At 73.4% G+C, this 24,593-nt stretch carries 18 protein-coding genes; 13 read left to right on the top strand and 5 right to left on the bottom strand.

Annotated features, from left to right (window positions below; genetic code table 11):
- Window positions 1-112: 112 nt before the first annotated feature.
- The 3 genes from RM446_RS01185 to RM446_RS01195 all read left to right on the top strand — a co-directional run bounded on the left by RM446_RS01185 (window position 113) and on the right by RM446_RS01195 (window position 2,644).
- Window positions 113-565, top strand: a complete 453-nt coding sequence (locus RM446_RS01185; RefSeq protein ID WP_311543148.1) for a DUF6069 family protein — start codon at window positions 113-115, stop codon at window positions 563-565.
- A 61-nt stretch (window positions 566-626) separates the two neighbouring features.
- Window positions 627-1,814 (top strand): alpha/beta hydrolase, encoded by a 1,188-nt coding sequence (locus RM446_RS01190; protein WP_311543149.1) that lies wholly within the window; start codon window positions 627-629, stop codon window positions 1,812-1,814.
- A 218-nt stretch (window positions 1,815-2,032) separates the two neighbouring features.
- The gene (locus RM446_RS01195; protein WP_311543150.1) at window positions 2,033-2,644 is read left to right on the top strand and encodes a DUF1707 domain-containing protein; all 612 of its coding nucleotides are present in this window, start codon (window positions 2,033-2,035) and stop codon (window positions 2,642-2,644) included.
- Between the two features lie 282 nt (window positions 2,645-2,926).
- On the opposite strand, the gene RM446_RS01200 is transcribed toward RM446_RS01195, so the two are convergent.
- From RM446_RS01200 to RM446_RS01215, 4 genes are all read right to left on the bottom strand, one after another.
- Window positions 2,927-3,883, bottom strand: a complete 957-nt coding sequence (locus tag RM446_RS01200; RefSeq protein ID WP_311543151.1) for an aminoglycoside phosphotransferase family protein — start codon at window positions 3,881-3,883, stop codon at window positions 2,927-2,929.
- Window positions 3,884-4,157: 274 nt separating this feature from the next.
- Window positions 4,158-6,230, bottom strand: coding sequence for an acyltransferase family protein (locus RM446_RS01205; protein WP_311543152.1), 2,073 nt, complete (start codon window positions 6,228-6,230; stop codon window positions 4,158-4,160).
- Between the two features lie 600 nt (window positions 6,231-6,830).
- Window positions 6,831-7,505, bottom strand: coding sequence for a DedA family protein (locus tag RM446_RS01210; protein WP_311543153.1), 675 nt, complete (start codon window positions 7,503-7,505; stop codon window positions 6,831-6,833).
- Window positions 7,506-7,677: 172 nt separating this feature from the next.
- Window positions 7,678-8,715, bottom strand: coding sequence for a LacI family DNA-binding transcriptional regulator (locus tag RM446_RS01215; protein WP_311543154.1), 1,038 nt, complete (start codon window positions 8,713-8,715; stop codon window positions 7,678-7,680).
- Between the two features lie 424 nt (window positions 8,716-9,139).
- On the opposite strand from RM446_RS01215, the gene RM446_RS01220 reads away from it, so the two are divergent.
- From RM446_RS01220 to RM446_RS01255, 8 genes are all read left to right on the top strand, one after another.
- Window positions 9,140-11,488 (top strand): AbfB domain-containing protein, encoded by a 2,349-nt coding sequence (locus RM446_RS01220; protein ID WP_311543155.1) that lies wholly within the window; start codon window positions 9,140-9,142, stop codon window positions 11,486-11,488.
- A gap of 261 nt (window positions 11,489-11,749) precedes the next feature.
- On the top strand, window positions 11,750-12,859 hold the full coding sequence (locus RM446_RS01225) for an ABC transporter substrate-binding protein (RefSeq protein ID WP_311543156.1): 1,110 nt from the start codon (window positions 11,750-11,752) through the stop codon (window positions 12,857-12,859).
- Window positions 12,860-12,925: 66 nt separating this feature from the next.
- Window positions 12,926-14,635 (top strand): sugar ABC transporter ATP-binding protein, encoded by a 1,710-nt coding sequence (locus RM446_RS01230; RefSeq protein WP_311543157.1) that lies wholly within the window; start codon window positions 12,926-12,928, stop codon window positions 14,633-14,635.
- Complete coding sequence (locus RM446_RS01235; protein WP_311543158.1) at window positions 14,632-15,594, top strand: ABC transporter permease; 963 nt, start codon at window positions 14,632-14,634, stop codon at window positions 15,592-15,594. Before RM446_RS01230 ends, RM446_RS01235 begins: the two co-directional genes overlap by 4 nt.
- Window positions 15,591-16,637, top strand: coding sequence for an ABC transporter permease (locus RM446_RS01240; protein WP_311543159.1), 1,047 nt, complete (start codon window positions 15,591-15,593; stop codon window positions 16,635-16,637). The genes RM446_RS01235 and RM446_RS01240 overlap by 4 nt, the downstream gene beginning before the upstream one ends.
- A 235-nt stretch (window positions 16,638-16,872) precedes the next feature.
- Window positions 16,873-17,541, top strand: coding sequence for a C39 family peptidase (locus RM446_RS01245; RefSeq protein WP_311543160.1), 669 nt, complete (start codon window positions 16,873-16,875; stop codon window positions 17,539-17,541).
- A gap of 571 nt (window positions 17,542-18,112) precedes the next feature.
- Window positions 18,113-18,697: a hypothetical protein gene (locus RM446_RS01250; protein ID WP_311543161.1), complete on the top strand. Its 585-nt coding sequence runs from the start codon at window positions 18,113-18,115 to the stop codon at window positions 18,695-18,697.
- A gap of 50 nt (window positions 18,698-18,747) precedes the next feature.
- The gene (locus RM446_RS01255) at window positions 18,748-19,587 is read left to right on the top strand and encodes a hypothetical protein (RefSeq protein WP_311543162.1); all 840 of its coding nucleotides are present in this window, start codon (window positions 18,748-18,750) and stop codon (window positions 19,585-19,587) included.
- A 92-nt stretch (window positions 19,588-19,679) separates the two neighbouring features.
- On the opposite strand, the gene RM446_RS01260 is transcribed toward RM446_RS01255, so the two are convergent.
- Window positions 19,680-20,534: an NAD(P)H-dependent oxidoreductase gene (locus RM446_RS01260; RefSeq protein WP_311543163.1), complete on the bottom strand. Its 855-nt coding sequence runs from the start codon at window positions 20,532-20,534 to the stop codon at window positions 19,680-19,682.
- Between the two features lie 651 nt (window positions 20,535-21,185).
- On the opposite strand from RM446_RS01260, the gene RM446_RS01265 reads away from it, so the two are divergent.
- Both RM446_RS01265 and RM446_RS01270 read left to right on the top strand, forming a co-directional pair.
- The gene (locus tag RM446_RS01265) at window positions 21,186-23,303 is read left to right on the top strand and encodes an NHL repeat-containing protein (protein WP_311543164.1); all 2,118 of its coding nucleotides are present in this window, start codon (window positions 21,186-21,188) and stop codon (window positions 23,301-23,303) included.
- A gap of 296 nt (window positions 23,304-23,599) precedes the next feature.
- Window positions 23,600-24,568, top strand: coding sequence for an AAA family ATPase (locus tag RM446_RS01270; RefSeq protein ID WP_398694273.1), 969 nt, complete (start codon window positions 23,600-23,602; stop codon window positions 24,566-24,568).
- Window positions 24,569-24,593 lie beyond the last annotated feature (25 nt).

A 24,593-nucleotide genomic window follows, 5' to 3' on the forward strand; every position in this document is an offset into this window, starting at 1 on the left:
GCCTTGGGAGTCTGTGGAGGTCCGGGCGGGACGGCGGCACAGCCGGCGGCCCCGCCGCACAGCAGTCCGGCCCGCGGGACACGGCGTCCCGGCGGGCGGAAGGAGAACAGCGATGACCAGTCGAACCGGGGCCGCACGCGCCGCCGAGAACACCACCCCCGAGCACACGCGTTCCGCGGGCGGCCGGGTCCTGCGCCGCGCGCTGGCAGCGGTCGGTGCGGCCGTGGCGGCGCTGGTGCTGTGGGCGGTGGCGGTCCCCGTCGCGGGGATAGAGGTCACCGCCTACCGGGCCGGGACCCTGGGGCCCATCGGCCCGGTGTCCATCGGGGCCTCGGCCTTGGCGATGGGATTGGCTGGATGGGCGCTGCTCGCGGTGCTGGAGCGGCTGATGAAGCGGCCGGGGCCGGTCTGGACCTCCGTTGCGACCGCGGTCATGCTGCTGTCGCTGGCGGGCCCGCTGATCTCGACCGCCGACTCGGCGAGCATGTTCGTGCTCCTGGCGATGCACCTCGTCGTAGGCGTCGCGGTCATCCTCGTCCTGGCACCGACGGCGCGCCGTCGATGAGCGCGGCGTACCGCCGCTCCCCCGCCGCCGTACCGCCGACCAGTCGCACTCGGGAGTGACCATGTCCTTCGGCTACCTGCCCTACGGCTACCTCGCGGGCGTCGCGATCTTCGCGGTGTGCGCCGCGTTCGCGCTGGCTCCGGTGCGGCGCCCGCGCCCGTGGGACGCGGTGAGCTTCCGGCTGGGACTGGTCATCAACGAGATGCCGGTGTTCGCCCTGTACTGCCTGCTCGCCTCGACCGGGCTGGCATGGGCGCAAGGCGACCTCCGCAGCCCCGCCGCCTGGTCGGTGGCCGGCCTGGCGGGGCTCACCGCCGTCGGACTCGCCGTGATCGTGCGCAGGGGGACGCGTGCCCGCCCTGTGCTGGAGCGCGCGCTGGACGAGGGCCTCGGCGCGAACTGGCGGTCGGCGATCCGGGCCGACCTGGCCGCGGGACTGCGGCGCCGCCCGCCCTACGCGCGGATCCTGCTCCGCCCGTTCCTGGTGCGCCGCCGGGACGTCGAGCGCATCGCCGACATCGCCTACGGCGACGCCGGCAAGCGCAACCGGCTGGACGTCTACCGCCACCGCTCTCGGCCGGCGGGAGGCCCGGTACTGGTCTACGCACACGGCGGCGGCTACAACAGCGGCCGCAAGGACCGCGAAGGGCGACCGCTGCTCTACCGCCTGGCGAGCCGGGGGTGGGTCTGTGTCAGCGCGAACTACCGGCTGCGTCCGCAGGCGGGCTTCGACGAGCACCTGGCCGACTTCAAGAAGGCGATCGCCTGGGCGCGCGAGCACGGTCCCGAGTACGGCGCCGACCCGACGGTGCTGGTCGCGGCGGGCAGCTCCGCGGGCGGCCACTTGGCGGCGCTCGCCGCGCTGACGCCGGGCGACCCGGCGTTCCAGCCGGGATTCGAGGACGCCGACACCTCGGTGACCGCTGCGGTCTCGCTGTACGGCTACTACGGCCGCTACTACGCGCAGCCGGGCGCCGAGGCCGACCCGCCCACCTCGCCCGCCGACCACCTGCACGCCGGCGCGCCCCCGTTCTTCGCCGCGCACGGCGATCGGGACACCGTCGTGCCGGTGGAGTCCGCCCGCGAGTTCACGGCCGCGCTGCGCAGGGTCTCGGCCGAACCCGTCGTCTACGCGGAGCTTCCCGGCGCACAGCACGCGTTCGACATCGTCCACTCCCTGCGCTTCGAGGCGGTGGTCGACGCCGTGGAGGCGTTCGCCGCCCGGATCCGCTCGCGTGAACCGGCATAGCACCGTTGATCTTGTAGCTATCGTATAGGGAAATCGTTTTCCTTCACGATGGCTACAAGATCAGCGGGGTTCGGGACGGTCCCCCGCCGCGGGACCCGAAGGCGGGTGCCGACCCGCGCTGCCGACGGTCCGCGGACGGGGGCGCCGTGTGCGGCCGGTCTCCGTCGTATGCTCGTACAGCGGCAGATGGCGCGACTGCAACGGGTTGGGAGCCGAACGTGGGCGACGCGCAGGAAGGACCGGCGCCGGCTGCGCCGGCGCTACGGATCGCCGACGCCGATCGCGAAGCCGCCGCCGAACGCTTGCGCGAGGCGGTGGCGGTAGGCCGGCTCGAACTCGCCGAACTGGACGAGCGCCTCTCCGCCGTGTATGCGGCCAAGACCCGGGCCGATCTGGACCCGCTCACCGCCGATCTGCCCGCCGAGCCCGCGGCGGCCCGCCCCGGCGTCGAGGCACCTCCGCTGACGCTGGAGACCAAGAGCGGCATGCTGAAGCGGGACGGCTACTGGCAGGTGCCGGACCGGATCACGGCCGAGTGCACGTCCGGAAGGATCAAGCTCGACTTCACCGCGGCCGAGTGCCCGCACCGCGAGGTCTCCGTCGAGGCCCACGCCAAGTCCGGTTCGGTCGTGCTGGTGGTGCCGCGCGGCTGGTGGGTGAACCTGGATGAGGCCACGGCCTCCAGCGGCACCGTCGTGAACAAGGTGAAGGGGCCGCCTGCGTCCGGGGCACCCGGGCTGCGTGTCAGCGGCGAGGTGAGGTCGGGCACGATCAGGGCGCGCCATCCGCGCCGCAGCTTCTGGGCCTGGCTGCTTCGGCGCCCGGCCTGACGGACCGCAGCAGACCGTCGGCTTCGCCGGGCCCCTGGGACTCAAGGGCCGAAGCCGTCCAGTCCGCCCGCACGCCGCTTCCCCGGCCGGGACGTGCTGGGGTGGGCGGAAGGCGAACCCCGAACCCGGGGTCCTCCGGGCGACGCCCAGCGCCGGTGACGCCATGCGCCGCGCCGGGTTCAAGCGCGGCCCCGCGGAGTGGTTCCTGCTCCGCATGACCTACGGCCGCGCGTCCGCGCCCGCCGCGCCGGCCCATTCGGGATGACGGTCGAGCGCCTCGCCTCACGCGCCGGCGGCGCGCTCGGCCAGGACCTCGCCGATGACGTGGCGGGAGTTGGCCGCAAGGGGCGGGTTGGTGGCGCGGTAGTAGGGAAGCTGGATGAGGGCGATGGACAGCGCCCAGGCAGCGGCCCGCTGCCAGGCGGTCCGGTCGGCGCCGACCGCGCGGCGGAACGGCTCGCGGGCCCCGGCGGGCAGGAGGTTCCAGGCGGGGACCAGGTCGGCCGTGGGGTCGCCGACCCCGACACCGCCGAAGTCGATGACCGCGGCGAGCCGGCCCTCCCGCACCAGGACGTTGCCGGGCGAGAGGTCACCGTGCAGCCACGCGGACGGACCGACGGGGCCGGGCAGGCGCAGGGCCGCCTCCCAGGCCGCGGTGGCCGCCCGGGTGTCGATGGTGTCGTGCAGGGCTTCGATCGCCGCGCGCGTCTCGCTGTCCCGCTCCGCCAGCGGTCCCCCGCGGTCGGACTCCGGAGCGCCGGCGGTCGGGACGGAGCGCAGCGCGGTGATGAAGGCCGCCAAGTCCTCGGCCAGGCGCACGGGGTCGACGGCGCCCGCGCCGGAATCGGCGGCCGAGCCGCGGCCCACCTCCGCGCCCGCCCGCGCGAGGCCGTCGACAGTGGGATTCTCGCCGTCCAACCAGCGCAGGACCGACCAGTTCCACGGGAAGCCCGCTGTGGGCGCCCCCATCCCGAGCGGAACGGGCACCGCGCTCGGCAGGTGCTCGGCCAGATAGGGCAGCCACCGCTGCTCAAGGCAGACCGCATCCGCCGCGCCTTCCCGGCGCGGCAGGCGCACGGCCATATCCGTGCCCAGCCGGAACATCGCGTTCTCCGTCCCGGACGACTCCACCCGCGAGACGGGAAAGCCCGCCCACCGGGGAAAGCGCTCGGCGACCATCCGGCGGACGAGATCGTCGTCGATATCGGGTTCGCCCGCGTGCAGCTTGGCTTGCATCATGTCCCCTTCGCTCCGACCGGGAAGGCCCGCGCCGCGGGCCGCGCGTTCGGGTGTGGAGCACGCGGAGCGATTCAACCTCCGCGCCCCGCGGGCGTCCACCGGTTTTCCCGGCCGGCTCGGGACGCGCGCGGGCCACGGCTCCGCATGGCGGTACGCGCCGGACAGCACCCTCGTTCGGCTCCGGCGCGATCGCTCCGGCCCTTCTCCTCGTGTCCTCGCGACCGTGGCGGCCCCCTCGACTCCTCCGCATCCGGTGGCCGCAAGGGACGGGCGGTCAGGGGGCCGGTACGACCCCGTCGAGGGCCCGCGAGAGCTTGGGGGCCAGCAGTTCGGAGTAGGTGGCGGTGATGTGGTTGCTGTCGCGGTAGACCATGACGTTGCCGATCACCGGAAGGCAGGTGTCGCCGGTGCAGAACTCGTCGGTGAGGTCGACGATGTCGGCGTCGGCGTCGTTCTCGGCGGCGAGCACCTGGGGATCGTCGTTGGAGAAGGCGTCTTCGGCCGGCTTCTCGCATTTCGACAGGTCGTCCCTGTGCAGCGACACGCACTCGGGCAGGCGCGTGGCCATCCGGGGGGTGTCGCGGATGGCCACGACGTCGGTACCCGCGTCCTCGAGCGGCCCCCACAGCCGGTTCATTCCGGCGGCGATGTCGACGGCCCCCTCCGACTGCGTGGACGCCGAAGCCGCCTCGTTGTTGGCGCTGGAGGTGGTGAAGAGGATGTCCGGCTGGATCTCACTGCTCAGCTCGTCGAACAGGGCCTCGTTCCACTCCGCGCACTCGGCGTAGGCGCCGCCGTCGTGTCCCATCGTGGTGAGGGTGAAGGAGCACGAGGACTTGGCGTAGACGTGGAGCTGCCAGCCGCGCTCCTCCGCGATCTTCCGCAGGGCGGGCGCCCATTGGGCCGCGTGGGAGTCGCCCGTCAGTGCGACGGTGGTCTCGGCGTCGTCGGGGCCGTAGACGCACGACCGCAGTTTCGTAGCCCCCGGGTTGGCCTGGCATTGGGCCCAGACGTCGGGAAGGTCGTCGCTCGCGGCCACCGGCGCGGGATACAGCGGTGCATCGCCCGATCCCTCCGGCTCCGACGTGCCCAATGCCGCGGGGCCCACATGCTGCACCGGATCGAACTCCACGCTCTTCAGCCACTCGTACCGCGCCATCTGACCGGCGCCGATCAAGCCGACCACCACCGCGGCCGCCACCGCGAAGGACGCCGCGCGCTTGCCCGAGCGCAGCAGCCCCCACCGCCGCACCGGATCCTCCACGGCCGCCTTCGTAGCGCAGGCCAGCAGCACCGCGACCACGACCACCAGCCCCGCATACAGCGGCTCCAGGTTCGACGATCCCGTCATCACCAGCGTGAACACGATCACCGGCCAGTGCCACAGGTACAGCGCATACGAGATGTCGCCGCCGAAACGCGCTGGACGGCTGGCCAGCACCCCGTACGTGGACCAGCGGCCCCCGTTCTCCCCCGCGGCGATCACGGCCACAGCCCCCGCGACCGGCAACAGCGCCGCCAGGCCCGGGAACGGCGTCTGATCGTCGTAGTTCAGCGCCGCATAGCCGATAGCGGCCAGGCCGGCCCAGCCCAGCACCCACCGTGCCGCCGCCGACAACGTGATGTGGGCAGCGCCGACTGCCAGCACGCCGCCCGCGGCCAGTTCCCACATCCGCGTCTGCGGCAGGAAGTACGCCGGCTGCGCATCGGAGGCGGTCAGCACGGCCGAGAACCCGAGAGACACCGCGAACACCCCGGCTGTGACCGCCAGGATCGCCCGCCGGCGCCCCAGCAGGGGACCGCCGGCCGCCCAAGCCACGAACAGCAGCGGCCACAGCAGGTAGAACTGCTCCTCCACCGCCAGCGACCAGAAGTGCTGCACAGGGCTGGCCGCGCTCTCGGCCGCCAAGTAGTCCACCGACTGGTCGGCCAGCAGCAGGTTCTCCACGTACAGGGCGCTGGCTGCCAGCTCCTTGGCGGTCCCCGCCAGCCGCGGCTCCGGCAGCAGCCAGAACGCCGCCAGCCCGGTGGCCGCCAGCACCACGCTCGCCGCGGGCAGAATCCGCCGGATCCGGCGGATGTAGAACTGCCCCAGCGACACCCGCCCCTCGGTGCGCGCCTCGCGCAGCAGCAGCGAGGTGATCAGGAACCCCGAGATCACGAAGAACACGTCCACGCCCACATAGCCGCCGGGCAGCAGGTCGTGGTCGACGTGGTAGACCAGCACCAGCCCCACCGCCACGGCGCGCAGCCCCTGCACCTCCGGCAGGAACCGGCGTTCCGAGCCGACGGGAGGTGGTGCGGTGGTGGTGGAGGCGGTGGACGCGGATCGTGTTTCAGCAGACACGGTATGCGATTCGTGACGGGAGCAGAGGGCCGAACCCGAGGGGAGGCATGCCGAGCACCTCCATGGTGTCGTGACTTCCTCGTTACAATCAAGGCGTTACCGGAACTTTATGTGAATCCTTATAGAATCATGTGAGTTCTCTCAGGATTTCGCAACTCTCCCAGGTCAGCGCACCGACCCCGGCGGGCCCTCGCCACGCGGCCGTGCCGGGGCCCGGATCCGGGCCCCGGCACGCCGCCCCTCGGTCCTCCGCTGCGTTCTCGTCCGACCGGCCCGAGCCGGAACCGCGCCGCGCGTGGACTGTCGCGTTCCGCCAGCTGTGCGCCGCCGGCGCGGCCGAAGCCGTCCTCGGAGCCGTCGGCGCTCTGGCGCGCACGGTCCACGCGGTGCGGGCGGTGCGCGCTCGGCCGGTTGCCGCCGTGTCCGCAGCGCTCGGCGGCCCGGACGCCCTCGGGAGACCACGGTCGCCAGCCCCGGTCGCCCCCGGTAGCACCGCCGCGGGCGAGGACCGTGCGCGGGCGAGCCGTATGCGGCGGCCTCACCGCCGTGCCGCGGGTGCAAAGAACCCGCCGCGCTCGGGGCCCAATGGCGTGCCGGCGTTCACTGAGCCTTGTTCGCGACCTCGGGACCGACCGCTGCGGCCGGGGACGCGGGAGCGGCGACGGGCTCGGCCGCCCGGCGGCGCCGGCGTAGAACGAAGCGCACAGCTTCGGTGACGATGCCGATACCGGCGGAGAATCCCACGCCGATCGTGACCGCGAGCAGGTGGTTGCCCTCGAAGGTCTCGCTGGCTGCGAATCCGATCAAGCCCGAGTACAGGGCCCACAGCACGGCGGCGAGCGCGGCGAATGCGCTGAACCGGGCGAGGGGGTAATCCAGGGTTCCCGCGGTGAGCGTCGTCGCGGTGCGCCCTCCCGGGACGAAGCGCAGCGCCACGATCATCAGCCCGCCGCGCTGCCGAAGCGCGTCGGCCGCCCATTCGCGGGCCGCGCGGCCCCGCTTGCCCGGAAGCAGGCGAGCGGCGGCGCGGGTGCCGAGCAGGCGCCCGATCGCGTAGGAGACGTGGTCGCCGACGAACGCGCCCGCCGCTGCCACGGCGATCGCGCCGGCGAGGCTGGTATCGCCGGAGGCGGCCAGCGACCCGGCGGCGATGACCGTCGTCTCGCTCGGGACCACGGGAAAGAAGGCGTCCAGGACGCATACGACGAAGATCGCCAGCAGCGCCCACGGCGAAGCCATGGCACTGGAGACGATCTCGTTGACGGCTTCAACCACGTGGGACGGCCGTTTCCGGCTGGTGCGTTCGGCCGGCGCCGAACCCGGCGGTTCGGGGAGTCGGGGGGCGGATCGCAACGAGGTCGGACATAGCCGGAACACTATGGGCGGCGCCGGTTCCGCCGCGATGGTGGCGACGCCCCGGATTCGCGTAGTGGTACCCCTACCGCGGTCAGCCGGACTCCAGGGGGCGGCCCAGTGTACTTTCACGGCGGATGAGGGCGAACCCCGGGCGGATGTGGCGCGGCTCGGCCTGCGCGGCCTCGTCGCCGCCGTCGAGGCGGGCCAGCAGCGCGTCCACCGCCGCCTGGGCGATCGCCTGCTTGTGCGGGGCGATGGTGGTCAGGCTGGTCGAGCAGTAGCGGCCGTCGTCTATGTCGTCGAAGCCCACCACCGCGACGTCCTCGGGCACACGCACGCCCCGCTCGGTGAGTGTGCGCATCGCACCGACGGCGATCAGGTCGTTGTAGCAGAACACGGCGTCGGGGGCCGCGCCCGAGTCGAGGAGGCGGGCCATCGCCTGCGCGCCGTCCCCGCGCGTGTAGCCGTCGGTGGCGGCGACCAGCTCGTCGCCGTCGGCCGCACCGGGCGACTCCGCGATCGCCGCGCGCCAGCCGCGCAGGCGCAGGTGCGCGACCCGGCGCACGCGCCCGTGGCGGGCGCCGAGGAAGGCCACGCGGCGCCGGCCCAGGTCGAGCAGGTGCCGGGTGGCGGTGCGCGCGGCGGCGACGTTGTCGATGGCGATGTGGTCGTGGGGCGCCTCGTACTCCCGCTCGCCCAGCAGCACCAGCGGCGCGTCGTTCCCGCGCGCGAGCAGGTCCTCGTTCTCCAGCTCGATGGGGCTGAGGATGAGCCCGTCGATCAGGCGCGCCCGGAACCCCTGGGCGAAGAGGACCTCCTGATCGCGGCGCCCGTTGGTGTGGTCCAGCAGCACGATGTAGTCCAGGCCGGCCGCGTAGCTGATCACAGCGTCGGCCAGCTCCGCGAAGTAGGGGTTGCCCAGCTCGGGCAGCGCGAGCGCGATGATCCCGGTGCGCCCCTTGCGCAGGTGGCGCGCAGTGAGGTTGGGGCGATAGCCCAGTTCGTCGATGACCTGCTGCACTCGCTGACGGGTGGCCGGAGTGACGTGCCGATAGCCGTTGACCACGTTCGACACCGTCTTGACCGACACGCCCGCGCGTGCGGCCACGTCCTTGAGGCTGATGCCCACAGCGTCTCCTTCGCACGCGCGCCGCCTGGCCTGCTCACATCCGTGCGCCACTCCGAGCCTACGGAGCGATCGGCACGGCGCGGCTCCGGATGAAGGCGCTTACCGACGTACGGGCCGACCGGGCCCTCGGCCTGCTCGGCGCCTCCCGGTGCCGGCCCCCGGGGTCGATGCTGACTTTTCCATCGTTATACAACACCGGCGACCACCCCGTACATGGGCGCTGCTCACCGCACGCATCCGATTCCCCGCGGTGCGGTGGGCCTCCCGTGCACTGCGCGCAGCGGCGAGTCGGGGTCTGGACAGCCGCGTGTGACTGTGCTCTCATCATGAATGGAACCGGGTTTCCCACGTTGTAAAAAACGGGACCCGGTCAGCGGACCCGCCGGCACCCGCTCGACCGGACCCTCATACCCGGAGGCTTCGGATGAGACGCTTCCCCCATGACCTCGATCCCCCGTCCCCGTCCGACGAACCCCGCCCGCGATTCCGCGCCGGGCGCCGCCGCTCCCCGCTGACCGCATTGGCGGCGGCTGCCGCCGCCGCACTGCTCCTGCCGCTCATGCCGGCCGCCCCCGCGCAGGCCGCCGAATGGGAGCCGCAGGAGCCCCCGCTGACCACCCCCTGGACCGACGACGTCTCGGCGGACAACGCGCTGCCCGAGTACCCGCGCCCGCAGATGGTGCGCGACGAATGGCGCAACCTCAACGGCGAGTGGGAGTGGGCTCCCGCCCAGGAGGGCGAGCAGCCGCCCTTCGGCGAGTCCCTCGACCGCACCGTCCTCGTCCCCTATCCCGTGGAGTCGGCACTGTCCGGTATCTCCGAGGACACCGACCGCATGTGGTACCGCCGCACCTTCACCGTGCCCGACTCCTGGAAGGGCCGGCACGTCAAGCTGAACTTCGACGCCGTGGACTACAAGGCCGAAGTGTGGGTCAACGGCACCAGGATCGGCGCCCACCGGGGCGGCTACGACCGGTTCTCCTTCGGCATCACCGACGCGCTGCGCCGCGGCGAAGGCAACGAGATCATCGTGGGCGTGCACGACCCCACCGACTCGGGCCAGCAGGCGGTCGGCAAGCAGCGCAACGACCCCGGCGGGATCTTCTACACGTCCTACTCCGGGATCTGGCAGACCGTGTGGATGGAGCCGGTCGCGCCGGCGCACACCACACGCGTCGATCTCACCCCCGACGTGGCGGGCGAGAAGCTGGAGGCCGTGGTCCGCGCGGCGGGCGGCGGCGGGCTGACCGCGCGGGTGACCGTCCGCGACGGCGGGAACGTGGTGGGCAGGGCGAGCGGGAGGCCGGGCACGAAGATCGAGGTGCCGGTGCCCGACGCGCACCTGTGGTCGCCCGACGACCCGTTCCTCTACGACGTCGAGGTCGAGCTCACGCGCGGCGCCAAAGTCCGCGACCGGGTCGAGAGCTATGCCGGCATGCGCTCCGTGGGCACCGAGACGGTCGACGGCGAGCGGCGGATGGTCCTCAACGGCGAGTACCTCTTCCAGATGGGCCCGCTCGACCAGGGCTACTGGCCCGACGGGATCTCCACCGCGCCCACCGACGAGGCCCTGAAGTTCGACATCGAGGCGGCCAAGGACCTCGGGTTCAACACCATCCGCAAGCACGTCAAGGTCGAGCCCGACCGCTGGTACTACTGGGCCGACCGGCTGGGCATGCTGGTCTGGCAGGACATGCCCTCCATGGCCCACGGCCCCGATGCCGCGGCCCAGGACCGCTACGAGCACGAACTGCGGGAGATGGTCGACCAGCACCGCAGCTTCCCCTCGATCACCCAGTGGATCCCCTTCAACGAGGGCTGGGGGCAGTACGACGGTGCCCGCATCGCCGACGAGGTCAAGCAGATGGACCCGTCGCGGCTGGTCACCGGCGCCTCCGGCTGGTACGACACCGGAAACGGCGACGTCGTCGACTCCCACATCTACGTCGGTCCCGGCGATCCCTCGCCGGCCACCGCGTCCCGCGCCTCGGTGCTGGGCGAGTACGGCGGCCTGGGCCTGCGGACCGAGGGCCACGAGTGGAGCCCCGGCGACGGGTTCGGCTACGAGATGGTCTCCGACAGCGAGTCGCTGACCTCGCGCTACGTCGGCCTGACAGCGGGACTCCAGCGGCTGGAGCGCACCAACGGCATCTCCGCGGCGATCTACACCGAGATCACCGACGTGGAGAACGAGCTCAACGGCCTGTGGACCTACGACCGGCAGCGGATCAAGGTCGACGAGGAGCGGATACGCGCCGCGCACGAGGACCTCATCGCCGGCCGCCCGGTCATCGAGCCGGCCGAGCTGCCGACCGGTGAGCACTCGCTGCGCGTCACCACACCCGGCTACGACAACCGCTACATCCGCCACCAGGACGCGCTCGCGTTCACCGAGGTGGTCGAGGAGTCCAGCTCCGATCTGCTCAAGCGGGACGCGACCTGGCGGATCGTGCCCGGCCTGGCCGACGACGCGTGCTATTCCTTCGAGTCCGCGAACTACCCGGACGAGTACCTGCGCCACCGCGCCTCGCGGGTGCGCCGCGAGGCGTCCGACGGCTCCGAGCTCTTCCGCCAGGACGCCACCTGGTGCGCCGAACCGGGGCTCTCCGGCTCGGGAGTCTCGCTGCGCTCCTACAACTTCCCCGACCAGTACCTGCGCCACTACGACTCCGAGCTCTGGCTCGCCGGTGTCGGCGGCCCCGAGCCCTACGAGACGGCGCAGCTCTTCGACGAGGACGCCACCTGGGCCATCGAGGAGCCCTGGGCGAGCTGACCCGGCACCGCGCGACGGCGCGGTCGAAGGCGGGCCGGGCCTGCCGTTCGACCGCGCCGCCGCCGGCCTCTGCGATCCGCACGGCCCTGCGACCGCTGCAGGCCCGCTAGAGGCACCGGCACCCTCCCGCTGCCGATCCCGACCCCGCCGACCGGCTCGCACCGGGCCCGTCTTCGATCCCATCCATCCGCGACCGCTCGGCGAACGCGCGCACGACGCGACCGACCGGCCCGCACATCCCTTCACTGGTGGAGGCTGGAAATGGCAACCGACCCCTCCGACCGCGCCGGGCGCTCCCCGCGCCGCACGGCTACGGTCTTCGCCGCGGTCAGCTGCACAGCGCTGACGCTGCTGGCCGCGTCCTGCGCCCGCGGCGAGGACGAGGCCGCGGGCGAGCAGGACGGCGGCGACACGGCCGCCCAGGCCCAGGTGCTCGACGAGGCCGCGGGCAGCGACGAGACCTGCTCCGCCGAGCAGGCCGGCATCGAGGAGTTCGACCTGAAGGACGCGAAGGTCGGGTTCTCCCAGTCCGAGGCGGAGTCGAACCCGTTCCGCATCACCGAGACCGCCTCCATCGAGAAGGAGGCCGGGAAGCGCGGCGTCGAACTGATCACCGCCAACGCCCAGTCCGACTTCGCCCAGCAGATCAGCGACGTGCAGGACCTCATGTCGCAGGGAGCCGAGGCACTGATCATCGCCCCGCTCAACTCCGACGGCTGGGAGCCGGTGCTGGCCGAGGCCGAGCGCAAGCAGGTGCCCATCGTCACCATCGACCGCCAGATCAACGGCGACGCCTGCGACGACTACGTCACCTTCATCGGGTCGGACTTCGTGGAGCAGGGCCGGCGCGCGGCCGACCAGATGATCGAGGCGCTGGGCGGCAAGGGCGAGGTGGCCGTCCTGCTGGGGGCCGCCGGCAACAACGTCACCACCGAGCGCACCAAGGGCTTCAAGGAGCGAGTCGAGGAGAACGCGCCGGACATCGAGATCGTCTTCGAGCAGACCGGCGAGTTCACGCGCGAGGGCGGCCAGTCGGTCACCGAGCAGCTCATCCAATCCAACCCCGACATCGACGGGATCTACGCCGAGAACGACGAGATGGGCATCGGCGCGGTGACGGCCCTGCGCGGCGCCGGAAAGCAGCCCGGCGACGTCGAGATCGTCACCGTCGACGGCACCGAGGAGGCCGTGCAGCTCATCATCGACGGCTGGATCCACGGCGTCGTCGAGTCCAACCCGCGCTTCGGCCCGCTGGCCTTCGACGCCCACGAGTCCTTCGGCAAGGGCGAGGAGGTCCCGGTCGAGCTGATCATCTCCGACCGGGAGTACGACGCCGACAACGCCGAGGAAGAGCTGCCCAATGCGTATTAGTCCCGGTCCGGGGGCTGCGGCGCCGCAGGCCCCGGCGGCGGAGCACAGGAGGAGGAGACGGTGGCGATGACCGCTACCGCAGAGCAGGGCGGGGCCGGCGCCGCCGGTCCCGCCCTGCGGACCCGCGGACTCACCAAGCGGTTCCCCGGGGTGCTGGCCCTCGACGACGTCGACTTCGACCTCTCCCACGGCGAGGTGCACGCCCTGGTCGGCGAGAACGGGGCGGGCAAGTCCACCCTGATCAAGGTCCTCTCCGGGGTCTTCGCCCCCGACGGCGGGGAGGTGCGCTACCTCGGGGAGGCGGCCCGGTTCGACACGCCGCTGCGCGCGCAGCAGGCCGGGATCTCCACCATCTACCAGGAGGTGAACCTGATCCCGCTGCTCAGCGTGGCGCGCAACCTGTTCCTGGGGCGCGAGCCGCGGCGCTTCGGGCTGATCGACTTCGCGCGCATGCACCGCGAGGCGGCCGGCATCCTGCGCGACTACGGGGTCGAGGTGGACGTGACCGGGCCCCTGCAGGGCCTGTCCATGGGCGCGCGCCAGATGGTCGCGCTCGCCCGCGCGGTGGTCGCCGACGCCCGCGTGGTGATCATGGACGAGCCGACCTCCTCGCTGGAGCCGCGCGAGGTCGAGACTCTGTTCACGGTGATCGGCGGGCTGCGCGAGCGCGGCATCACCGTGGTCTACGTCAGCCACCGGCTGGACGAGCTGTACCGGATCTGCGACCGCGTCACCGTGCTTCGCGACGGCCGGGTGGTCCACACCGGCGCGCTCGCGGGCCTGGAGCGGCTGCGCCTCATCTCGCTCATGCTCGGGCGGGAGGCCGAGCAGGTCGAACGGCAGGGCGCCACCACCTTCGGCGGTCCGCACGAGCGGCGCGCGGAGGAACCGGTCCTGGTCGCCGAGGAACTGGACGACCGGCAGCGGCTGCACGGCGTCTCACTGTCGATCCGCCCCGGCGAGGTGCTGGGGCTGGGCGGACTCCTGGGCTCGGGCCGCACCGAGACCGCCCGAGCGATCGCCGGGGCGGCGGCGCTGCGGTCGGGGCGGATCACCGTGGCGGGCGTCCCGCTGCGCCGCCGGTCGACGGGCGCGGCGATCGCCGCCGGTATCAGCATGCTGCCCGAGGACCGCAAGAGCGAGGGAATCATCCCCGACCTATCGGTACGGGAGAACATCGCACTGGCGGCCATGCCCCGGCTGTCCCGGTTCGGACTGGTCTCCGAGCGGCGGATCGACCGGGTGGTGGACGTGTTCGTCGAGCGGCTCCGCATCAAGTCCGCCGGCACCCGGCAGAAGGTCGCCGAGCTGTCCGGCGGCAACCAGCAGAAGGTTCTGCTGGCGCGCTGGCTCGCGCTCAACCCCCGGGTGCTGCTGCTCGACGAGCCGACGCGCGGCATCGACGTCGGCGCGAAGGCGGAGGTCCAGCGCCTCGTCGACGAGCTCGCGGCCGAAGGGCTCGGCGTCCTGCTGATCTCCTCGGACTTGGAGGAGCTGATCGAGGGCGCCGACCGGGTGGTGGTGCTCAAGGACGGGTCCGTCGTGGGCGAGCTGAGCGGCGACGATGTCCGGGAGGGCGCGCTGATGCGGGCCATCGCCGACGCAGACGCCGACGCGGCCGCGGACCCCGGCTGCACGACCCCCGGCGGGCCCGCGGCCGAAGGCGCCGGGCGGCCCGGCGGTCCACAGGAGCACGACGGCGGCGCCGGCCCGGCGGACCCGAGGGCCGGCGCGTCGGCGGGTGAGGGAACACCGGGAAGGAGGGGCGCCCGGTGACCGCGATCGGCATGCCCGCTGTCCGCATCGACCGGACGCGGGTCGTCCCGTGGCTGCAGGAGTACGGCGTCTACATCGGCGTGGCGGCGCTGCTGGTGTTCAACGTCGCCTTCACCCCGCACTTCCTGTCGCTGGAGAACTTCCGCACCCAGGCGGTGCAGGTCACCCCGGTGCTCATCCTCTCCTTGGGGATGGCACTGGTGATCGCCACCGGCGGAATCGACCTGTCGGTGGGTTCGGTGATGGCGCTGGCGGCGGCGATGATCTCGCTGTACCTGGGCTACGGCCCCGTGGTCGCCGTGCTGGTGGCCCTGGTCGCGGGCGCCGCGGCGGGCGCGGTCAACGGAGCGCTGGTGGCCTTCGCAGGAGTGCAGGCCATCGTCGCCACGCTGGCGATGATGATCGGCGGCCGCGGACTTTCGCTGGTGCTGCTGCCCCAGCTCGACGGCATCCGCAACCCCGGGATCCGCGAACTGGGCGCGGGCGACGTGTTCGGCGTGCCCTACCTGGTGTGGATCTCGGCGGCGCTCGTGGCGGTCGTCGTCTTCGTGGTGCGGCGCACCCTCTTCGGCCGCCGGATCGTGGCCATCGGCGGCAACCGCCGGGCGGGCGAGCTGTCCGGGCTGCCGGTGCGGCGCACGCTGCTGGCCGTGTACACGGTGTGCGGGCTGTTCGCTGCCGTGGCGGGCGTGCTGGCCACGGCGCGGCTGCAGGCCAGCGACCCCAACTCCATCGGTCAGCTGATCGAGCTGTCGGCGATCACGGCCGTGGTCGTGGGCGGCACCCCGTTGCAGGGCGGACGCGTGCGCATCGCCGGCACGGTGGCGGGCGCGGTGCTGATGCAGCTGCTCGTCTCGACCCTGATCAAGCACGACCTGCCGCCGTCGTGGACGCAGATCGCGCAGACCGCGGTGATCATCGCGGCGGTCTACGTGGCGAGGGAGCGTGGGAGGAGATGACCGCGGTGAAGAGCACGGCCGCGATCGGAACGGGCCTTGCGGGCGGCCCCGGAGGAAGCGGCGGAGGGCCGGCCTTCGGCTCCGGGCGGGGCGGCGGCTCGGCGGCCGAGTTCGTCCAGCGGCACGGCGCGCTGGTGGTCCTGGCGGCGGTGCTGGCCGCCGCGGCGCTGACGATCGACGGCTTCTTCAGCCTGGGCAACCTCAACCACATCGCCGTCGGCGCGGCGTTCCCCGCCATCATCGCGCTGGGCATGACGTTCGTGATCGTCACCGGCGGCATCGACCTGTCGGTGGGCACCGTCTTCGCCCTGGCCGGGGTGCTGGCCGCGTGGGCGTCGCAGTACGGAAGCCTGGCGGCGCTCGCCCTGCCGCTGGCCGCCTGCGCGCTGATCGGCGCGCTCAACGGCGTGCTCATCGCCAAGGCGCGGCTGGCGCCCTTCATCGTCACCCTGGCGACGATGCTGGGCGCCTGGGGATTGATGCTGGCCGTCTCCGACGAGGGCACCGAGACCTACGTGGTGCCCGACGGGCTGGCCGTCACCCCGATGGTGCAGGACCGCTTCCTCGGCGTCGGCTACCCGGTGCTGCTGGTGGTCGTGCTGTTCGCCATCGGCGGGGTGGCGCTGCGCCGCACCGGGTGGGGCCAGAGCGTCTACGCCGTCGGCGGCAACGAGGACGCGGCCGCGCTGATGGGCGTGCCGGTGGCGCGCACCAAGATCACCGCTTACACGCTGTCCGGCCTGCTCGCCGGACTGGCCGGGGCGCTGAACGCGGTGTGGCTGGGTTCGGGCGTGACCATCTTCGGTATCGGCATCGAACTCGACGCCATCTCGGCCGTGGTCATCGGCGGCACCCTGCTGGCCGGCGGGTACGGCTTCGTGTCGGGCTCGCTGGTGGGCGTGCTGCTGCTGAACGTCATCCAGAACATCATCAACGGGATCGGCGGGCTGAGCTCGGCCTTCCAGCAGGTGGTCAGCGGGTCGTTCTTGATCGTGGTGGTGCTGGCGCAGAACTACCTGAGCAGGCGGCGGGAGCGGGTCTGAGCGCCCGGCCGTCCGCGCCGGCGGGCCGGGCGGCGGCGGTCGCCGACGACCGCCGCCGCCCGGCGGCTTCGCACAGCCTTCGCCGGGGTGTTCGACGCGCCCGAGCGGCCGCCGGTTCCCGGCTTACCCCGCGCTCGACCTCCGGCTGAGCGGGCGATATGGTCCTTCGGTTCTGTTTTGCCGCAGGCGCGCCACCGGTCTCCCTCGGCCGCCGCGCGCCCGTCTGGAGGTACACATGCACGGTTTCCGTCTGGCCGTCGGCGCCCTGGGGGCCGCCGGCGTCCTCATGGCCGGGGCGGTCCCCGCCGCCGCCGACCCCGCTACAACCGCCTCCCCCGGTTCCACGGTCGTCGGCGGGTCCCAGGCACCCGCTCCCACCGCGTCGACCCTGGCCGAGCCCCCCGTCCGCTACGAGGTCAAGCACAAGGCCTGGGAGCAGAAGGAGCCCTCCTGGTGCGCTCCGGCCAGTGTGCAGCTCAGCCTGCGCACCTTCGGCGTGTACGTCACCCAGGACACGCTCGCCGACAAGATGGACACCGACTCGGTGGGCACGTCCGGCGCCGACATGGAGCGCGTCTACGACTCCTACCTCGAGGACGAGGGCTATGAGATGTCCTGGTCCACCGCCCAGGACCCCGACGCGCTCATGGACGCGGTGTCCTACGACGTCGGCGTGCTGCACAAGGCCATCCCGCTCGGCGTGTGGGGCGCGGAGGCGTCCTGGATCGGCGCCGACGAGAACTTCGGCCACGTGGTCTCGGTGCGCGGCTACGACCAGGAGGAGGACACGTTCACCATCTGGGACCCGTGGCTCGGCAGCTACGGCGGCCACCACACGGTCTCGGCCGACGACCTGGCCGACGCCGCCCAGAAGAACGGCCTGGCCTACGTCCACGAGCTCTGACCCCCGACTCCGCTGACGCGGGTCCGAACGCCTCCGGCCCCCACGCCACCCTGCCCCGCGACATGGTGGATCCCGGAGGCGCGTGCCGCGGCCCGGGCGCGCCCGGCGCTGTACCGTGACCGCTGTGTGCACAGCCGCGCCCCGTCCCGCGCCGTCCCGGCGGCCCGGGACGGGGCGCTTCGCCGTTCCGGGCCGCGGCGGCTTCTTGGGAGCTGAATCGGCCGGACCCGGGCCGGTTCGGCGCGTTCATCGCGTCCGCGCGTTCGGCGCGTTCGGCGCGTTCGGCGCGTTCGGCGCGTTCGCGAAGGCCCGCACCGCATTACGGTCCGGCCTTGGCGCGTCGTCACTTTGTCCGAACGGCGGTTGCACGACCGCATCGGCACTTGCCGCGGCGCGACATCGCCGTGGCGGCCACCGCATCGTCCCAGGCCGGAGCGCTGGCAGGTGGACCGGCCGGTTGACCGCCCCAAGGGCCGCGGTTTACCCGGCCATTGCGGGGTAGCCCTCGGTCGAAGCCCAACCCGGCCCGCGACGGGCGGGGCAACGGACGACATCGAGGAGGCCGATCGGCATGGACACCGCCCTGGTGATCACCATCGTCGTGGTCCTCGTACTGATCGCGGCTGCGGCGGTCTTCGCCGTTCCCTGGCAGCGCAGCAGGCGGCTGCGCTCACGATTCGGCCCCGAGTACGAGCGCGCCGTTCGGGAGCACGGCGACCGCCGCGCCGCGGAGCGCGAACTGGCCGAGCGCGAGCGGCGCCACTCCGAGCTGCGCCTCCAGCCCCTCTCCGACGACGCACGCCGCAGGTTCGAGACGGAGTGGGACAGTGTGCAGGAGCGGTTCGTCGACTCTCCGGAGTCCGCCGTCCGCGACGCGCACGAGCTGCTCGACCGGCTGATGATCGAGCGCGGATATCCCGCAGGCGACGACGACCGGCGCATCGCCGACCTTTCGGTGGAGCACGCCGGCACCGTCGGCCGCTACCGCGAGGCGCGCGCCGCGAGCGAGCGCAGCACCGGCGGCGACGCGTCTACCGAGGACCTGAGGTCGGCGATGGTGCACTTCCGCGCCCTGTTCCACGAGCTCCTCGACGGCGGCTCCGCCGCGTCCGCCGCTTCCGACGCCGCCGACCCCGGTGACCCCGCCGCCCGCTGACCGCCAGCCGCGCCGGGCACGCACGCGCCCGGCCGAAGGGAGTTCCGGACATGGACAATCCGCTCAAGCGCAAGAACGAGGCCGCGGCGGACCCCGGCGCCGAACGCGGCCGACGGGAACCGGGGTCATCCGGCACCGCCGCTACCGGGGCCGGGACCGGATCGGACGCCGGCCCCGAAGGCGACCGCGGGCAGGCCCGGGCGGCGGGCGACAGCGCTGCGCGGTCCGGCGGCGACACCAGGACCGGCGCCCCGGCGGGCGCGCAGCCGTCCTCGGCCAAGGGCGAGGGCGGCGGGTCGGCGTCCGCGGGACATCCGCCGAAGAGCCCCGCCACGGCCTTCGTGGGTGTGCGGGCCGGCTCGGCCGCCAGGCGGCGGCAGGGGGCAGCGCCGTCCCCGACCGCCGAGACCGCCGGATCGGGCGGGGACCCCGGGAGGCCGCCCGCGGCACCCGCGGAAGGTGCGACACCCGCCGCGCCGAAGCCCGCGGAGCCCGGCGCGTCCGGGGCCCCGGCACCCGCCGGGTCGGCCGCATCGGACGCCGTGCCCTCCCAGTCGGCCCGCCCTTCCGCTGGCGGGCGGCCGTCCCGGGACGGCTCCGGCACCGGCGAGCGGGGCGCCGAGCTGTTCTCCGCCGAGGAGGCCGACCGCCTCCAGCAGCGGTGGCGCGACGCGCAGAGCGATTTCGTCGACGACCCGCGCACGGCCGTGGGCGCCGCCGATGAACTCGTCGGCGAGGTGCTGCGGACGCTGCAGGAGCGGCTGTCGGCGCACAAGCGGGTGCTGGAAGGGCGCTGGGCCGAAGGCGCCGAGCCCGACACCGAGGACCTGCGCACCACCATGCGGAGCTACCGCGCCTTCTTCCGGCAGGTGCTGCGCGCCGAGGACTGAAGCGCGCTCCCGCTGCCGCCGCGTGCGGCGGGACGGGGACGGGAGGGCTCGCCCGCGGCGCCGCGGGGGTCGCGGCGTGCCGATGGGAGGCCTCACACGGCGGGGCGGCCCGGCACGCGCGGGCCCGTGCCGTCCTTGGCCTCGGCGGCGGGCGACCGTCCGCCGGCGCCGGGCTCGGCCCGGTGCGCGCCCAGGCCGGTGCGGCCGGGTGCCGCCTCCGGGCTGAGCACGAGGTCGTCGCCGTAGTCGGCGCTGTTCTCGTGCCGGTAGGCGATGGGTTCGGCGGTGTCCAGCTCGGCGAGGCGCTTGCGCAGCCGGGTCGCGTCGGCCGCGAACGCCTCGCCATCGGCCCGGTCGGCGCCGTAGACCACGAACGGCGGCAGCGCCGCGGCGCCGGTGTACCAGAACGTGCCGTGCAGCAGCGGGAACAGCACCTCGTCGACCTGCCCGTGTACGCCGCGGCCTCCGAACCCGGACTCGCGCGCGCCCACGGAGGTGACGATCAGCGCGCGCTTGCCGACCAGCCCGCCGTCGCCGTAGCGCCGGGTGCGTCCCCGGTCGTCCTTCAGCCCGAAGGCGAAGCCCTGCACGAGCACGCGGTCGAACCAGCCCTTGAGGATCGCGGGCGGGCCGAACCACCACAGCGGGAAGTGGAAGACCAGGACGTCTGCCCACTCGATCTTCTCCTGCTCGCCGCGCACGTCCGTCCCGAGCCGCTGCTCCCGGTAGGCGCGCTGCTGGGAGTCCCCGACGAACAGCCGGTCGCAGCCCGCACCCCCGACACCGCGGAAGTCGGCGGCGTCGACGACGGGCTTGAAGTCCATGGCGTAGAGATCGGAGACGCGGTGCTCGTAGCCGAGCGCCTCCAACTCGTCCAGCCCCTCGTCCATCAGGGAACCGTTGAGGGAGCGCCGTTCGGGGTGGGCGAACACCCAGAGGATCTTCATGGTCCGATACTGCCCTATGGGCGGCGCCCGGTAGCAAGGTTCCTGCCGGCGCGCGATCTCGCTGCGGCGGACCGGGACCCGGAGAATTCGGGTGCCGGGGCCGACGAATTCCCGGTCGCGAACCGTCGGACCGGGGCGAGCGGATCGGCATTGGTTCGCCGGTGCGGCGGTAGGCCGTCCGCGGAATGCGATCCCCCGAACGGGGGATTCACCCGATTTCCGTGCGGGATCTCCGGACGGCCGGAACCGCGCCCCGCCGAGGGCGGGGAGGCGCGCACACGCGCGGCTTGCGGGCGCGCTGCCGTCGAGCGCGCCCGGCGCGCCGCCGCGGCACGGCGGCACCCCGCGCAGCGGTCGCAACTCGGAAATCCACAATCGCGGGATCGTCTTTTTTCGCGGTGGGGATCCGAGTAAAGTTCGTGGAGCGGCAGGTCCGAGAATTCGCATTCCCGAACGAGGCGACGCAGCTCCGTAGCTGAGAGTAGTGGCGGGCGGCACGAGTACAACCGCATCGACCGGATGCCCTCGCTGCTCACGGCACGGCCGACCGGTGCCCCTCCCCGGTGCGGCGCACACTTCGGGCAGCAACGAACGCCGCCGCAGGGCATGGCCCGCGTTCTTCACCCCCGGAGGAATGGACAGGAGACCCCCTTGCGCCACCAGCACGGCTCCCTGCGCACACGCTTCGGCCGACCTGCGGCCGGTGCTGCCGTCGCGGGCCTGGCCACCGCGCTCGTCGGCAGCGCGGTATTCGGGGTCGGCGCCTTCAGCCGCCTGGACGACCTCTCCGACGGCTCCACCTGGCTGTGGAGCGCGGTCACCGGCGAGGTCATCCGCGTCAACGCCAACAACGGCCGGGTCGATCTGGTCCACTCGGTCGAGGGCGCCGAGGACCATCCGGTGCGACTGGCGCAGAACAACCGGCACCTGGTGCTGCACGACCTCGAAGCCGGCTCGCTGACCTCGGTGAACCTGGCGCGTATGGAGTTCACCGGCGAGTCCGGGATCGGCGCGGCCGAGGACAACCGCTTCGTTCTGGGCCGCGGCGCCGCGGTCATCATCGCCGAGGAGCGCGGCGAGGTCCGCCGCGTCGACCCCGAGACCCTGCGGCCCGCGGGCGAACCGCTGCGCCTGGGCGGCCGGCTCGTCGGCGGGCAGTTCGACGCCGAGGGCGTGCTGTGGGTGGCCTCCCCCTCGCAGGGCACCGTCGTAGGCATCGACACGCGCTCCGATCAGCCCGAGGTCGTCGAGAGCGTGCCGGTGGGCGATCCCGGCGACGACCTCGCGATCACCGTGCTCGACTCCGGTGCGCTGGCGGTCAACACCGACGCCGGCGAGCTCAGCGTGGTGACCGGCGGATCCGCCGAGACCGTGGAGTCGCCGGTGGGCGTGGACGGCGCCGAGGTCCCCGCCCGCACCGCGGGGGCACTCGCCGCGGTCACGGTGCCCGACACCTCGTCCGTGGTCGCGGTCGAAGGGCTGCCCGACGACCCGCGGGTGCGGACGTTCGCCGTGCACGGCACCCGGCCCGACGCCGCATTGCCCTTCGCCGGCGACGTCTACGTCCCCTACTCCGAGGAGGGCCTGGTCCGGCGGTTCTCCAGCGACGGGCGGCAGCGCACCACCCTCCGCGTACCGGACGCCGGCGCGAGCCCGCTGGAGCTGGAGGTCCGCGACGACCACCTCTTCATCAACGCGCCCGAGTCGGAGTCGGCCCTCGTCGTCGACCCCGACGGCGGCGTGCGCAAGGTGAGCAAGTACGACCCTGACCCCCGGGGCGACGGACCGGGCGGCGCCGGGAGCCAGGGCGAGCGCCCGGGCGGTGACAGCGCCGATCCCTACGTCGAGGGCCCCGACGACGGCGGCTATGCGCCCGAGCAGCCCGACCTGCCCGACGCCAGTACGCCCGAGGACCTGCCCGCGCCTCCCGGCCGACCCGAAGGAGGCCGCGGCGAGGAGGCCCGTCCCGAGGAGCACGAGGACGGCTACGAGGAGCCGCCCCGGCCCCGGGACGTGCCGGACCTGCCCGGCGACGTGCCGGGCGGCGAAGGCGGCTTGCCGGGTGTCGGCGACGGCCCGCCCGCCCCGCCCCAGCACGGCGACGGCGGTGAGGGGCCCGGCGACGACGGGGACGACGGGGACGACGGGGACGAGGAGTCCGACGGCGACTCGAACGACGGCGGCCTGCCCGACCTTCCCGACTTGCCCGGCCCCCTCGATCCCGTCCCCGGCGCCCCCGGTTCCGAGGACGACGAGGACGACGAGGACGGCGAGGACGGCGAGGACAGCGAGGACAGCGAGGACGGCGAGGACCACGAAGGCGACGAGGACCAAGGCGGAGAGGACGAGGGCGGAGAGGACGACTCCGCCGAAGGAGACGACGAGGCCCCCGAGGAGGGCGAGGACGGCGGCGGGAATCCCGGCGGCGACCCTGAAGGCGGAGAGAACGGCGGAGGCGGCCCCGGAACCGACGATCCCGGAGACGGCGACGATGTTCCCGACCCGGGCCCCGGCGACACCCCGCCCCCTGAAACCCCCGACCCCGGGGGCGACCCGGACCCCGGAACCGACGGGCCGCCCGAAGGCGGAGAGCCGGGCGGAAGTCCCGACGATCCCCCGGACGAGGGCACCGGCGGAGCGGACGACGGCACCGGTCAGCCGGAAGTGCCGCCTGAGGACGGGACGGACGGAACGGCTCCCGGCGGGACTCCGGGTCAGGACGACACCTCCGGAACCTCGCCGGAATCCGATGCCGAGCCCGTTTCCTGACGCGTGTGCCGCGTGCGCCTGCGTTCCGGGCCTCCGGCCGACGGCGCACGGCGCGGCTCGCCGTGCGCGCCGAAGACGCGCCTCCGCCGACGCGCGAACGGCGCACCGGGGCCGACGACGCCCCTCGGTCCGCCGGTCCCCCCTCTGCCCGCCGGTGCCGCCGTGTCCGGCCCCGGACGACCGCGGCGCTGCCCGACCCGACCGCACGATGCGGAGACTCCACTGTGACGACCTCGGCCCCGCGCACCGCGCCCGACAGCGCCCCCAGGCCGGGCGCCGACTCCCCCGCCCCGACGCTGACCGAGTCGGAGGCCGCCGAGCACGCGGCGGCCTTCCGGGGGCTGGCCTGCGAGGTGGGCTCGGCCGTCCTCGGAAAGGCCGACACGGTCCGCCTCGCTCTCGTCGCCATGCTCAGCGAAGGCCACGTGCTGCTGGAGGACGTGCCCGGCGTCGGCAAGACCACGCTGGCGCGCGCCATCGCCGCCGCGACCGACGGCGAGTGGCACCGTATCCAGTTCACACCCGACCTGCTGCCCTCCGACGTCACCGGCGTCCCGGTGTTCAACCAGGACACCCGCGAGTTCCAGTTCCACCCCGGCCCCGTCTTCGCCAACGTCGTCGTCGCCGACGAGATCAACCGCGCCTCACCCAAGGCGCAGTCGGCGCTCCTGGAGGTCATGGAGGAGCGCCAGGTGACCGTCGACGGCCGCCGCTACCCCGTGCCGCGCCCGTTCCTCGTGGTCGCCACGCAGAACCCGGTCGAGATGGACGGCACCTACCGGCTGCCCGAGGCCCAGCTCGACCGGTTCCTGATCCGGCTGTCCCTGGGATATCCCGACACCGACTCCGAGCTCGCCATCATGCGCGGCGACCGGCTCAAGGGCACTGACGAGCTGACGGCGGTCGTCGGCGGCGACCAGCTCGCGCGCATGGCCGCGGCCGCCAAGCGGGTGCACATCCACGACGCCGTCTACCGCTACGCGCTGGAGCTGGCCCACTCCAGCCGCGCGCACGACGAGATCCACGTCGGCGTCTCCCCGCGCGCCACCGCTGCGCTGATGCGCGCACTGCGCATGTACGTGCTCGCCGAAGGCCGCCACTACGCCACGCCTGAAGACGTCAAGTCGCTGGCCGTACCCGTGTGGGCCCACCGGCTGGTACCGGCCGCCGGCTCGGCGATCAGCGGCCGCAGCCCGGCCGACGTCCTCGGCGACATCGTCGACCGCACGTCCCCTCCCCACGCCGTGCGTCTGGCCGATGGCTGAGGCGGGCGGCGGCGACGCGCGGGAA

This window comes from Streptomonospora wellingtoniae, assembly GCF_031845375.1.
GTDB classification, from domain to species: Bacteria; Actinomycetota; Actinomycetes; order Streptosporangiales; family Streptosporangiaceae; genus Streptomonospora; species Streptomonospora wellingtoniae.